Here is a 14,245-nt window from a genome sequence, read left to right as displayed (position 1 = left end):
TACTCATAAAGGAAATGATATGAATAACACCCTAGAAAATGTCGACTTTCAAGTAAATATTAAACTTAACAACGGTGAAGCTATTTTTAGCTATACAAAAAATGGCGAATCCGCTACTGGCGGTGGTGTTGTAAGAACTGAAACCGCTGGCAACTACAATTTAGACGACGCCACAATTCAAAATGGTTTCGTATTTACTGGCGCTACTATCACCGATATCGACACACAAAAACCATGCGCCCAAGACTTCAGCTATAAAGTAAGTGACAACGGCCACACAATTATCATTACCGACACAGATGAAAATAATGGCTCTGTATGCTTAATCTTTAACGTTGAGTGTAATGGCAATAAATATGAAAGCGCTGATCCTCAAGTTAAGAATGAAAAAGAACTCTAATTAGTAATGCTTATTTTTAAATTGCACAGGCATATTAATTGCGGTGTAATTTATTTAAAAACGCCCCTTAAATAAACTTAAATAACAACAACTTAAATCAGAAGGTTACCGAAAGGTTTAAAAACGATAAATTGAATAAACTGCTAGACATAAAGTTTCATTAACAATAAAAATGAGCAACACCATGTCTAACAATAATGAAAATAGCAAAGCAAACAACACCGACAGCGCTGTATCTGCATTAATCAGCAGCATTTCTAATACCGTTAACAACGAAAAAATAAGCGCAATTATTAATGTCACTAATGTCATGGCCGATGCTATTTTTATTGTTAATGCAGATGGGGTGTTTGAATCAGTAAATCCCGTAGCAGCACGTTTTTTCAATGTAACGTCTGATTCATTAATAGGTAAAAAATGGCAAGATTGTTTACAAGAACAGTATCGCGATGACTATAAATACATGTTTGAAAGTTGGAAAAACAACTATCAAACACCACTCAATCATGGTCCGAAAGAAGTTAAAATAAGAAAAAACAATGGTAACTGTTTAGATGTTGAGTTATCTATATCATGTTTACCCGAATCGGTAGTCGCAAGTACCCCACTTTTTATTTGTATAATGCATGATATTTCAAAGCACGTTAAAAAATACAAAGTACTGGAAAACGTAGCCAGACTTGATCATCTCACTGGTATTGCTAATCGCTGTACTTTAGAAAAAACCATCATTAAAAATTGGCAAGAGTGCATAGTTAACAAGCAGCCTCTTAGCTTTATACTTATTGATATTGATTACTTTAAATTATTTAACGATAACTTTGGCCATGTAAAAGGTGATAAGTGCCTTCAAAAAGTCGCTCGTACAATTGAAGAGTGCTTACCATCTAAAGACAGTTTAGTAGCACGCTATGGTGGTGAGGAGTTTGCTGTTGTGCTGCCTCGTTCGCACATTTCAAATGCACAAATGATTGCTAAGCGTATTCAAGAAAAAATACTCAACATTAATTTTAGAGATCTCGGTTTACCAGCGAATGTAAAAATAAGTGTAAGTCAGGGTTTAGCGTGTGAATACAATAATCAATACAGAACATCTGAGGCATTAATATGCGCGGCGGATACTGCCTTATACAGAGCGAAGTCGGAAGGTCGTAATAAATTATGTATAAGGTGATGTACTAACTATTTGGTATAGCATTTATCTACTAAAATAAAAAAACCGCAATTGCGGTTTTTTTATGACTTGAGAAAAGCTTAAATATCGATTAACAATCCTTCATCCTTTTTAATCTTTTCGATCACCATATAAGTATGATGAGTACCCACGCCGGGAATATCTACTAAGTCGCCAAGAACTTGTCTATATTCTTCCATATTAGAAACGCGAATTTTTAATAAGTAATCATAACCACCAGCAACCATGTCACATTCGACTACTTGTTCTATCCTTAATATGTGCTCTCTAAATACTTTAAATACAGCTGTATTTGAAGCAACAAGCGATACTTGAACATGCGCTACTAAGCTCTGATTAAGTTTAGCTTCGCTAAGCTTGGCATAATAGCCTTCAATATACCCTTCTTGCTCTAATCGTTTAACCCGATCTAGGCACGGGCTGGCACTCAAATTAACCTGTTTTGCGAGGTTAACATTAGAAATTCTGCCGTTCTTTTGAAGAACGTCTAGTATGGCTAAATCAATGCGATCTAGCATGCGTAATCTATTTGGAATTGTCATAACAGAATTTTATGCGGATAAGTTAAATTTATACCCTGTAAATTATCGTAAATCGCGAAATTTAACCAGCATATTCTGCTGAATTTTAATTAGAATGCACTCACAATATCACTGGTAATTTATTGGTAATTAATTTTACTTTAATTCTTAACATCCTGAGGGTTGCTTATGTTATTCAACGGCGATTTAACTACTACTTGTCCTATCAGACAAAGAATCCGTGACTTCTACCGCATAGATGAAAATGCAGTTATTGATCATATTTTACCGCTTGCAGAAGTAGGCGTAAAAGCACGAAGTCGTGCCTGGGAAAGAGCCCGCCAGATTGTTTTGAACATTCGTAAAGAGCAAGATGGGCAAGGCGGTGTTGATGCGCTTTTAAATGAATTTTCACTCTCTAGTGAAGAAGGCGTTGTATTAATGTGTTTGGCCGAAGCACTGCTTCGCGTACCAGATAAAGCAACTCAAGATGTACTTATTCGTGACAAATTAGCCAAAGGTGATTGGAGCTCTCATTTAGGAAGCAGCGATTCTTTATTTGTAAACGCATCTTCTTGGGGATTATTAGTTACCGGTAAAATGGTTAACTACACAGACAAAACTAAAGAACAACAGTTCGGCATGCTTAAAAAGACCATTGGTCGTTTAGGTGAGCCAGTTATTCGTAAGTCTGTAAACTTTGCTATGAAAATTATGGGCAAGCAATTCGTAATGGGTCGTACCATTGACGAAGCAATTGAACGTGCAGCCGAAACAGAGCAAAAAGGTTATGTGTATTCTTACGATATGCTAGGCGAAGGCGCGCGCACAATGAAAGATGCGAAGCGTTACTTTGACAGCTACATGAATGCTATACACTCAATTGGTAAAGCGGCTAATGGTCGTGGTCCAATTAAGAGCCCTGGCATTTCAGTTAAGCTTTCTGCTATTCATCCGCGCTATGAGTTCACTCATAAAGACCGTGTGATGGAAGAAATAGTCCCTAAGTTAAAAGAACTTGCTCTTGCCGCTAAAAAATACGATATCGGCTTTACCGTTGATGCAGAAGAAGCAGACCGTTTAGATATTTCATTAGATGTAATTGAAGCGGTATTCAGTGATGAAGATCTTGGTGATTGGCAAGGATTTGGCTTAGCGGTTCAAGCCTATCAAAAACGCGCTATTTTTGTAATTGAATGGCTAACTGACCTTGCAACCCGCGTTGGTCGCAAGATGATGGTACGTCTAGTTAAAGGCGCATACTGGGATACTGAAATCAAAACCACACAGCAAGATGGTTTAGATCACTACCCAGTATTTACCCGTAAAGCAACAACAGACGTTTCTTACAAAGCGTGTGCTATTAAAATGCTTGAAGCGCGCGATGTGCTTTATCCGCAATTTGCTACACATAACGCTTACACTGCCGCGACTATTTTAGAAGTAGCCAAAGGCGACAATACAGGTTTTGAATTCCAACGCTTGCATGGTATGGGTGAGTCATTATTCGACCAAATCGTTAACGAAGAAAAAATTCAGTGCCGCGTGTATGCCCCAGTTGGTCAACATGAAGACCTCCTTGCGTACCTTGTTCGTCGTTTGTTAGAAAATGGTGCTAACTCATCATTTGTGAACGCCATTGTAGATACAACAAAACCTGTTGAATCATTACTTCCAGACCCTGTAGAAACATTGCAAGGCTTGCGTAACAAGTACAATACGCAAATCAAAATGCCAATTGATTTATATGGTGAAGAACGTGCTAACTCTAAAGGCATGGATTTAACCGACATTAACGTTATTACCCCTTTCAAAGAGAATCTTGAAACATGGTTTAACGAGCACTTAATTGAGCAAAGCCAAGTACCTGAAGGCTCATTAGCTGTTAAAAACCCAGCAAATCACAAAGAAATCATCGGCCACGTTAAATTGCAAACTGGCGAAGAGATGAAAGTATTACTGGCTAACGCTGAAGCAGCACTTGAATCATGGTCACAAACACCAGTAAGAGAGCGAGCTAACTTACTGCGTCGCGTTGCTGACATATTAGAGCGTCATCACGACGAACTTGTTGCTATCTGTATTAAAGAAGCAGGTAAAGTAGCGCAAGATGGTATTGATGAAGTACGTGAAGCGGTTGATTTTTGTCGTTACTACGCGGCGCGCGCTGAGGAGCTATCGCAAGATGAGCGTTTTGAAGCCCGTGGCGTTATTTTATGTATCAGCCCGTGGAACTTCCCGCTTGCAATATTCTTAGGCCAAGTTGCTGCTGCGATTGTTACAGGTAACACTGTAATTGCAAAGCCTGCTGAGCAAACAAGTTTAATCGCCCTTCGTGCTATTGAACTAATGCTGTCTGTTGGTTTACCTGAGCATGTTGTTCAACCGGTTATTGCTCGTGGTTCTGAAGTAGGCAAAACAATTGTTCCTGATGAACGCATTCAAGCGGTTATGTTTACAGGCTCTACTGAAACAGGCACATTAATTTCTCAAACACTTGCTGCACGTAACGATATTCAAGTACCGTTAATTGCAGAAACAGGTGGCCAAAACTGTATGATTGTTGACTCAACGGCGCTTCCTGAGCAAGTAGTTGACGATGTGATCAGTTCTGGTTTTCAAAGTGCTGGGCAACGTTGTTCTGCTCTTCGTGTTTTATTCATTCAAGATGACGTAGCAGATGGCATTATCGAAATGCTTAAAGGTGCGCTAGCTGAGTTACACATTGGCGATCCATCGTTACTATCAACTGATGTTGGTCCTGTAATTGATGAAAAAGCACTTAAAAACTTAAATGAGCACGTTGAGTACTTAAAAGGTAATTCTATACTTCATTACGAGTGTAAAATTCCGGATAACACGCAAAATGGCGCATACTTTTTTGCTCCTCGTTTATACGAAATCAAAGACTTATCAGTACTTAAGCGTGAAGTATTTGGCCCATGTGTTCATATTGTTCGCTTTAAATCGAGCGAACTTGATGATGTGATGGATCAAATTAACAACACAGGTTATGGCTTAACAATGGGTGTACATTCACGTATTGAAGAGCGCTGTGAGTACCTTGCTAAAATGTCACGTGCGGGTAATGTTTACATTAACCGAAACATGATTGGTGCTATTGTTGGTGTGCAACCATTTGGTGGCCGTGGTTTATCAGGTACTGGCCCTAAAGCCGGTGGCCCTAACTACCTTCAACGTTTAGTAAAAGAAAAGGCATCACCAGATAACGTGCAAATGACAAACCTGACGCCAGATGAGCTTGATTTACACCACTACAGCGGTGCAAATGAGCAAGTTAAAAAGCTAATGGCTAACTCAATGCGCGATGAAAAAATCTGGCGTGCAACACCACTAAACGACCGTGTTTCGGCTGTGCGTCAGTTGCTTGCTAAAATCGCGACGGTAGAAATTATCGACGATTTAGCAGACGATTTAGCATTAACATTATCAGAAGCTCGTGCACAGCTTAACCGCCTTGAAAAGCACATGCGTAAATTTACTACCCTGCCAGGGCCAACGGGTGAGTCTAATACACTTCATCTAGAAGCGCGTGGTTGTGTAGTGTGTTATGCAGATAAGAGCACATCATTTAACTTCTGGGCATTGTCTATCATTACCGCTATTGCCGCAGGTAATACGGTAATTACTGTAGCGTCTGAGCTGTTTTACGATGAAGCTGTTGCCTTTAAAGATAAATTTATCTCTACAGGTGTTGCTGAAGGTGTTTTCCAAGTAGCTAAACCTAATCAGTTACAAGCTATCTTAGCTCACCCTCATTTAGCTGGTGCGGTAGTTGCCGCTCGCTCGTCTCGTTTAGGCTACTTCAGCCAACAGCTTGCACAGCGTAAAGGCGCAATTTTACCGGTAATTAGCTCTGAGTATTACGATACATTAATCAAGCGCTTAATTACTGAAAAAACAATTAGTATTGATACAACAGCATCAGGCGGTAATACCTCGCTAATGACGCTTGTTGAAGATGATGAATAATTAAGCTAATGCTTTTTTACTAAAAAATAAAATAAGGCACTGTAAAGTGCCTTTTTTATTTGGTCGTTACGTATAAGTTTGTTAGTTTAAAAGTAGATTAGCAACTGAAGCCGTAAAATTGAAAACCATTCCTATTACTAAGTTAGTCCCAGGTATGTTTGTGCAAAGCGTTACCAAACAAACTGGCAGCATTAAAATTAAAAACCAAGGCTGGGTTAAAACTCAAGCTGGTATTAATAACCTGATAAAAGCAGGTATTTTAGAAGTAGAAATCGACCCAGATAAAACCCTCATTGATTCAGTCCCTGAAAAAGATACTATCGCTACACCTACAACAAAAATAAAGCGTAATCCTTGGCAAAAAATAAACAGCGCTGAGCAAGAAATGGGAAAAGCAAAAAAGCTTTATGACGAAGCAAAAACACTGCAAATAAAAGCATTTAAAGATATAAAAGCTGGCCGTGATATAGATATAGGGCCGTTTAGAGAACTGGCAAGTGGCTTTATGGATTCTGTTTTTAGAAATCAAGATGCCCTAGCCTGCCTTACCCAAATGCGCCAAAAAGATGCCTACCTACTTGAGCACTCAATTAATGTATCAATATTAATGGGTATTTTTGCAAAACACTTAAATATAGAGAAAGACACTATTGTTGAGCTGACTACCGGCGCACTATTACACGACATTGGTAAAATAAAAATCCCTGATGAAGTGCTAAACAAACCTGGCCGCTTTACAGACGACGAATTTAAAATAATGAAAATGCATTCGCTTTTCAGTAAAGAGATATTAGAAGACTCTGGCTTAACAGGAATCGCTGTAGATATTGCAGGTATGCACCACGAAAGACTCGATGGTAAAGGCTACCCGTTTGGTAAAAAAGGTGACGAGATAAGTCAGTATGTGCGTATGGCGTCAATTGTAGATGTTTATGATGCACTTACCGCAGAACGTGTTTATAAAGCAGGCATGGAGCCAATAAAGGCGTTTAAAATATTAAAAGACGGGTGCCCTGATAGCTTTGATCCTGTGCTGCTTAATAAATTTATTCAATGTATTGGCATCCATCCGGTAGGAACGCTTGTAAGGTTATCGAGTCAAAGAGTGGGTTTGGTCACCGAGAGTAATCCGGGGGCACCACTAAAACCTGTCGTTAAAACATTTTACAGCGCTAAGCATAGCCGCTACACCGAAGTAAAAGATATTGATTTATCTAATAAAAAAACTGTAGACACTCTTGAGTCAGCGATTAAACCTAAAGAATATAACATTGATTTAGAACGCTTTTATAAAAATTCAATATTATCCTAAGCACTATTGAGAGCTCAATATTCTACCGAGCTCTCAACATGATAACTAAGCGCTTACTGCGGCCAGTCTTGCAAAGCTTTTAAGCTAAACTCATAACCATCAAAATCTAGCACACTTTGCTCAGGTGTAATTTCTGTGACTGTTAGAGCTCCTATGCTTTCTCCTTCGTGTAATTCTCGGCCATTTAGCTTGATCCAACGTTTATCAGCACTCGATGAATATATATGCGCTTGATATTTAATACTAGGTAACATTGATTGCAAACCATCAGGTAATAACTCAACAGGCTCAACACGTGATGACGTTTTTGACGCTTGAGTAACTTCATAATCTTGGTTTTTTTCGACATCTTGTATAGCTTGCGCAAATGCATTTTTAAGAGTTTTAGGCACAGCATCAAGCTCAGGGTCACTCGTCTGTTGAGATTGGGTGCTGCCATTAATTGGCTTACCCAATACTTTATATTTACTCATATCAAGTTGAGCCGATGCGGTATTTTGATTTTGCCCAAATACCGCAGTGTTTTGTGCATTATTTGGATTGTAATTACTTTGTGGGTTAAACGCTGGCTGATTATAATTTTGAACAGGCATTACTTGTTGCATGTTTTGCTGATTATAACCTGCTGCGCTCGTGACCTGGCTCGACGGCATAGGAATATACTGACCATTTGGGGTTAATAACATTTGCTGTACACCATTGGGGGTTTGCACATGCACAAGTTGCCCTTCAATCGTTGCAGTATTTGTTGGAGCTACTTTAGCAGGCTCCAACTTAGCTACTTTAGCAGACTCCAACTTAGCTACTTGCTGTTTTTCAGCTTCAGTTTCAGCACCTTCCTCTTTAACTTCTTTGTTAGGCGATGATTTTTCGCTTTTCACCACCTTAATTACAGCGGGTTCCGCTGCGTTTAATAAAGTCGTACTTTGAAACCACTTTCCGGCGGTAAAGCCACCCGCTACCGCAATAAAAGCAGCTAAGCTTGTACCAAATACTAATGCTAATCGTCTATAACGCTTAAGTGCTTGCTGTTGCTTTAACTGCTCAGATTGTAAGTCGTACTGTTCAGCACTCATATCTGATTGCTGCGACTGCTTTAGCGCATCTAATAAATAAGACATAACTTACCTAACTATAAAATAAATGAAAGCCCAATGCCTACGGCAAATAAAGCAGCGAATGCAAGGCTATAGGGTACAAATGACGTTGCTTTGTTAGCTTCGTTAACCGGTGCTACAAAATCCATGGGTAATGACTCATGGGCTGATTTTTTTATTATATCGCTATCAACTATCAACTGCTGCTTTGCAAAAGTCCCAACTAAAGCACGCTCACATACCAAGTTCATTAATCGTGGCACACCGCCAGTTAATTGATGAACAGCTTGCATGGCATCCATCGAAAAGATTCCTTTATCACACCCTGCAATATGTAACCGATGCTTTATGTAAGCGACTGTTTGGCCTTGCGTAAGTGGTAATAAATGGTAACGAGCCGTTATCCTCTGGGCAAGTTGCCTTAATTCGTTGCGCTTCAAAAGGTCTTGCAGCTCAGGTTGACCAACCAATACTATTTGTAATAATTTTTTATGATCGGTTTCTATATTTGTCAGCAAACGTAATTGCTCAAGCACGTTAGGGGCAAGTAATTGTGCTTCGTCAATAATAAGTATAGTGTGCCCGCCCGATTTATTATTAGTCTCTAAATGCTTTTTTATAATATCGGTAAGACTTTTAAGCGTCGCATTATGAACATCGTAACTAATATTGAGCTCATCACAAATACTGGCTAATAACTCCAGCTCTGAAAGCGCTGGGTTATGGATCATCGCTACTTGAGTGTTTTCAGGAAGCTGCTCTAACATACTGCGGGTAATTGTAGTTTTACCTGTACCTACTTCACCTGTTAATAATACAAAACCACCGTCTTCACCTAATCCATAGGTAAGGTGTGCTAAGGCTTCTTTATGTCGTTCACTTAAAAATAAGTAATGAGGGTTGGGCGAAATCGAAAAAGGTTTTTCGTTCAGGCCAAAATAGCTTAAATACACCGTGATGTTCCTTCGTAATTAAATCACGGCCTATAATGGCAAAAAAATGCGCTGAGTGACAACGTTGTAAGCGCTTTATTATTGAAATAACGTAAATTTATGTAAAACAAAAAAGTGCAGCTGTTTTAAGGCTGCACTTTTGTCTGTCTAATCTTAGTATGCATTTTACTCTTCGTAGCGCACTAATCGTAAATACACATTACTGGTTTTAGCATGTAAGCTATTCAACCCGCTATCAAATTGATAAACCCACGCTGAGCTCATCGTGCTTACACCCGATGTATTTGACCAATAGTTTTGAAGCTTAGTGCCCAAAAATACGTCTTCATTAATACTCGGCTCTGTGCAACTGTGCTCTAAAATACTCGCCAATTCTTTAATGTTAGGCATTTGCCAATCATCGTAATCTGCGGTTGTATCATTTTTAGCACCGCGTAGTGCCTCTTGCCAAGTAAGAGAAGGTGTTGAACCTTCACAAAGTTGTGTCTCTGTATTATAAGTTTGCCCATAACTACAGCGTTGCCACATAAGGCCTGTTTCGCTATCAGACACTGTGCCATCTGTATTTATAGTAAATCTATCTGTCGGTGTTGTGGTATCTGCACCGTCGTAGCACGTTTGCGCCGCTGCAATATTAAAGCTCAAGCTTATAGTTGCTAGTGCATAGAGTAATTTTAATTTCATTATTTTCTCCTAACGACTTCTAACTAAACGTACATAAGCAGTATTTTCTTTTGGATAAGCAAGGTCGTTACCATCACTCATATCAATGATATACGCTTGAGATAAACTGGTACCATCAGCTGCTGTCTGTGAGGTCCAGTAACGTAAATGGCTTAATGCACTTTCACTTGGCATATTAGGAAAAAATGCCTCATCAATTAATATACTTTGCCCTTGTTTACCGTAATCAATTAAGCTCAAAAGCTCTGTATAAGTAGGTAATCGCCAGTTTGTACCACCACAAAAATCTAAATCATTAACTTCGTTTATATAACTTTGTACTCCACAACTTGTATTGTCCGGACACGTTGAATTGGCTGTACTGGTATCGGTAAAAGTCGTATTCCCTACATCCCAAAAGTAATGATTTTGACCATCACGTAACGAAGTATTTGGTACCGTGCCAGATGCCACACTTTTCACCTCCCATACAAGCCCAGTAACATTATCGCGTATACAGGTAAAGTCACTACTATCATCACCAACTTCATCAGCAAACTCATTAAGTTTAGTGTAATCAAACGCTAAATTACCTTTGCCAACTTTATCTAAGCGGTTTGCATAGCTATCGCGTCCAAGCTCTGCATCTTGCGCTGGAAAGTCATCACTCTCACAATTAATACGTTGAGTATTGTTATAACACTCACCAACACCACTATCGTTGATGAGTCCAAGTGCTTTGGGTGATACATCAACAAATAAAGAGTCTGTATCGGTGCGTCCTTTTGAGTCGGTTACCGTGACTTCAAAGCTCAATGTAGACTCAGTATCAACATTTGAGGCAAAAAATGTCGTTGTACATTGGTCGCTATTGCTTAATGTTTCGCTATTACCGGTAAGTTGTTGCCATTTACACTTATAGGTATCGGTAACTGTTTCGCTATTTGTTGCATCAAGCGTTACTTGTTCAAACTCTTCAACATTTTGATCTGCGCCTGCATTTGCATCTACTAACTCATTTGTTTTGTTGAGTGTCATTGAATATTGAGTGCTCGCCTCGCCACCCTCATCATCAGTGACAGTTAGCTGCCAAGATAAATTCACGTTGCTTTCAAGTAATGGATGAGAAAAGCTAAGAGTTGATTCATTAAAACTCTCAATATCTAAATCAGGACCCGATAGCAATTGCCACAAATAACTATCAATTTGACCATTATCATCAGGATCGCTCGACTCTAGGGCACTCAAAGTCACTGTATCTTTGTATACAGAGGGAAGTGTTTCAGGAGATGTTTGTGTAACAACAGCAAGAGGTAGTTGGTTATCAGAGCTCACTGAAATAGAAATGTCGTCACTAACAGCGCTACTACCTGTACTTTGATAGCTCACTCTTAATATTATTTCACTATCAGTTTTTACGTCAGGTGCAGTAAGTGTTTGCTCAGCGCCTTCAAGGGGGAAACCTTCTATGCTTGGGCCACTAACTTGTTGCCATGAAAACGTACCATCAGCGGGGGAACCTTGTGCTGTGATGGTAAATTCAGATTTTTCGATAATTTGTAAATCGGCTCCAGCATTAACAGACGTTTCAACAACTGTATTATCGCTATCACCGCCACCGCCTCCACACGCACTCAGTAAACTACAAGAAATGAGGGGGATTAAAGCAAACGCTTTCATACGCAGCACCTTATTATGTCAAATAATTACTATAGTGTAATCACTAGCAATAAAGATGCCATTAAAGTACTACATATATGTGTCTTGATGAATACGTACAAACAACTTCGTACCGATTTTACTGTAATCTATTTTGTATTCACGCCCGTCTAGAGCTTGAATAAACAGCAACTGCTTTTCTTCGCCAAATACATCAGCGCTACTTACATATACCATTTCTAAATAACGCTCTTTTGCATCACGGCGGTTTTTAGGTAATTCTTCTTTAAATGGCTCCAGACCATGTTGCGTTACTTTAATTCGAGGATGAATTTCAGAGTTTACAATCACTAAATCATGCTTTTTATCTTTATGTATTATGGTGTTTCGACCACTTTTTAAAAAGGCTCTCTCTTGACTCATTTTTCTTTCCTACAGTCGTAGCTTAATTACTAAGCTGCGACGCTATAAACTGACTAGGCTCGCGCTTCCACTTATTTAAGTTAGCACTAAATGCCCAAATATCTCTATCTAACACGCTGGCAGGCAATAATAAATCGTAACCTGTTAGCTGCTGAAGGTGCTTAGTTCTATTAGCAAACATGGCTATAAGCCCAGTATAGCTTATCCCTTTATGGGATGTGTAATGTGTATCTTCTATTAACCATTCTGATGGGCAATTGCCATTTTTGCAATGTTTTTGAACAACTTGCATAAATAAATTACGCTGCTCTATTAATAATTTCCCTGCAATTCTAGGCGCTATGCTTGATAAAAAGTCGTCTATATCATTTACCTTAACGCCAACCGCATTTAATTCTAAATAGTCAAAGCCATCTTCTACTTTGGGTATTCCACTGTGATGAAAGTTACTATGAGGCATACACCAAGCTCCGTACTTGTGGCAATAAACGAGCTCAGATTCGCTCAATATAAGGCTATGGTATGGTTCTTGAGATTTTAAAAATCCAATAAAAATAGCCACAAGGCACAAGCTCACTAAAAATATTTCAAGTATGCTAATCTCACCCGGCCTCAGTAAATTAAATAACATAATAAAGACTAAGCCTATAGCACCTACAACAATCGCCTCAATTGCGTTTCGCGCGCCCTGTGCCCGAAACTTAATGACATTGTCAGATTTATCCATATCGGTAAAACACCATATAAAAAACAAACATAATAATGCCCCAAATTATGACCTTTCTTATTGTTATACATAAGTTACAGCTAGTTTTAAATTTCATACATTACCGCTTTTTCCTCAACAAAATAGGAACAATGAATAAATCTTATTTACTTTTACGCTTAACGCACAAATTTATGAGATACATAACCGTCTTTTCACGGTCTTATTTCGTACAATACTTACAATTCATTTTCAGGTATGAAATCAATGTACTCAAGACAATCAGGTAAAGCACTTTTTCCATTTATTATTACGTTACTTCTAATATTTAGCGTTTATTTATATTTACCCGCTAGCCACGGCGAACAAGCCGATTCATCACAAATGTCTACCCAAGTAACGGCTCATACTGTTACTTCTGAGGAAAACGCAGTGATGATAGAGGCCATCGGTAGTGCACGTGCAAACCAAGCTATTTATATAAAAAGTGCGCAAAACGATTATGTCACAGATATATATTTTAAAGATGGCGACTTAGTCAGTAAAGGACAAAAATTAGTACAGTTACAAAGCCAACAAGAGCAACTTGCAGTTAAAGAACTCGGTATTAACTTACGTGAGGAAAAACGCCAGTTAGATCGCCTTACCGAACTTTCACGCTCGCAATCAACGGCAAAGTCATTACTTGAAGAACAATTATCTCGTGTTGATGCCACTGAAGCTCAACTAGAAAGCGCTAAAACAAAGTTAAATGAAATGACTATTACCGCGCCATTTTCAGGCCTGTTAGGTAAGCGTGAAATATCAGTTGGCGCCTACGTAAGCAACACAACAATAATCACCACACTTGATGATATTAGTATTATTAAAGTTGACTTCAAAGTACCTGAAAAATATTTAGCACAATTAAACATAGGTATGAAAGTACTTACCCAAAACGATGCCTACCCAGGGCAGACATTTAACGGCAAGGTAACGCATATTAGCTCGCGTATTGATTCGGTAACACGCAGTGTTGAAGTAACTGCAAGTTTTGCTAATAAATCAGGATTACTTCGCCCTGGTATGTTACTAAATACAGCACTTGAGCTAAGCAGTAACCAAGCTTTAATGGTGCCAGAAAAAGCGGTTATCCCTTTACAAGACAAACACTTTGTTTTTCAAATTCAAGACGGAGTAGCCAATAAGGTTGAAGTGCATGTTGCTGGCAGAAATAATGGCTGGGTTGCTATCGATGAAGGTTTAAATGATGGCGAGCAAATTGTTACTGAAGGGCTAATAAAAATTCGCTCTGGTAGTAAAGTAAGCGTAAAGGGGTAATAC

12 protein-coding genes are annotated in these 14,245 nt (G+C 38.9%); 5 read left to right on the top strand and 7 right to left on the bottom strand.

Annotated elements, in window-relative coordinates:
- The first annotated feature begins 19 nt into the window (after positions 1-19).
- Positions 20-400, top strand: a complete 381-nt coding sequence (locus QMA08_RS04595) for a DP-EP family protein (protein WP_182673361.1) — start codon at positions 20-22, stop codon at positions 398-400.
- Positions 401-584: 184 nt separating this feature from the next.
- A complete protein-coding gene (locus QMA08_RS04590) occupies positions 585-1,574 on the top strand; it encodes a sensor domain-containing diguanylate cyclase (protein WP_182696568.1) in 990 nt (329 codons plus the stop codon).
- A gap of 80 nt (positions 1,575-1,654) precedes the next feature.
- Here the strand turns inward: QMA08_RS04590 and QMA08_RS04585 are convergent, their stop codons facing one another.
- A complete protein-coding gene (locus QMA08_RS04585) occupies positions 1,655-2,137 on the bottom strand; it encodes a winged helix-turn-helix transcriptional regulator (protein ID WP_024596882.1) in 483 nt (160 codons plus the stop codon).
- Positions 2,138-2,305: 168 nt separating this feature from the next.
- Here QMA08_RS04585 and putA point away from each other — a divergent pair, with 168 nt between their 5' ends.
- Entirely contained in the window at positions 2,306-6,109 is a 3,804-nt protein-coding gene (gene putA, locus QMA08_RS04580; RefSeq protein WP_024596881.1) for a bifunctional proline dehydrogenase/L-glutamate gamma-semialdehyde dehydrogenase PutA, read from the top strand.
- Positions 6,110-6,227: 118 nt separating this feature from the next.
- The gene (locus QMA08_RS04575; RefSeq protein WP_182711518.1) at positions 6,228-7,421 is read left to right on the top strand and encodes an HD-GYP domain-containing protein; all 1,194 of its coding nucleotides are present in this window, start codon (positions 6,228-6,230) and stop codon (positions 7,419-7,421) included.
- A 53-nt stretch (positions 7,422-7,474) separates the two neighbouring features.
- Here QMA08_RS04575 and QMA08_RS04570 read toward each other — a convergent pair whose 3' ends face one another.
- The 6 genes from QMA08_RS04570 to QMA08_RS04545 all read right to left on the bottom strand — a co-directional run bounded on the left by QMA08_RS04570 (position 7,475) and on the right by QMA08_RS04545 (position 12,943).
- On the bottom strand, positions 7,475-8,542 hold the full coding sequence (locus tag QMA08_RS04570; protein ID WP_182711517.1) for a general secretion pathway protein GspB: 1,068 nt from the start codon (positions 8,540-8,542) through the stop codon (positions 7,475-7,477).
- A gap of 11 nt (positions 8,543-8,553) precedes the next feature.
- On the bottom strand, positions 8,554-9,471 hold the full coding sequence (locus QMA08_RS04565) for an AAA family ATPase (protein ID WP_165744853.1): 918 nt from the start codon (positions 9,469-9,471) through the stop codon (positions 8,554-8,556).
- 165 nt (positions 9,472-9,636) lie between these two features.
- Positions 9,637-10,155, bottom strand: coding sequence for a DUF1566 domain-containing protein (locus tag QMA08_RS04560; RefSeq protein WP_024604441.1), 519 nt, complete (start codon positions 10,153-10,155; stop codon positions 9,637-9,639).
- Positions 10,156-10,164: 9 nt separating this feature from the next.
- Positions 10,165-11,814, bottom strand: coding sequence for a DUF1566 domain-containing protein (locus QMA08_RS04555; protein WP_290173795.1), 1,650 nt, complete (start codon positions 11,812-11,814; stop codon positions 10,165-10,167).
- Positions 11,815-11,883: 69 nt separating this feature from the next.
- Complete coding sequence (locus QMA08_RS04550) at positions 11,884-12,216, bottom strand: hypothetical protein (RefSeq protein ID WP_024596875.1); 333 nt, start codon at positions 12,214-12,216, stop codon at positions 11,884-11,886.
- Positions 12,217-12,238: 22 nt separating this feature from the next.
- Positions 12,239-12,943: a DUF2982 domain-containing protein gene (locus QMA08_RS04545; protein WP_024596874.1), complete on the bottom strand. Its 705-nt coding sequence runs from the start codon at positions 12,941-12,943 to the stop codon at positions 12,239-12,241.
- A 246-nt stretch (positions 12,944-13,189) separates the two neighbouring features.
- Here QMA08_RS04545 and QMA08_RS04540 point away from each other — a divergent pair, with 246 nt between their 5' ends.
- A complete protein-coding gene (locus QMA08_RS04540; RefSeq protein ID WP_002958748.1) occupies positions 13,190-14,242 on the top strand; it encodes an efflux RND transporter periplasmic adaptor subunit in 1,053 nt (350 codons plus the stop codon).
- The last annotated feature ends 3 nt before the right edge of the window (positions 14,243-14,245 follow it).

The organism is Pseudoalteromonas sp. APC 3355 (assembly GCF_030407615.1).
Lineage (GTDB): Bacteria > Pseudomonadota > Gammaproteobacteria > Enterobacterales > Alteromonadaceae > Pseudoalteromonas > Pseudoalteromonas distincta.
This window is presented reverse-complemented; position numbering and strand designations above follow the sequence as displayed.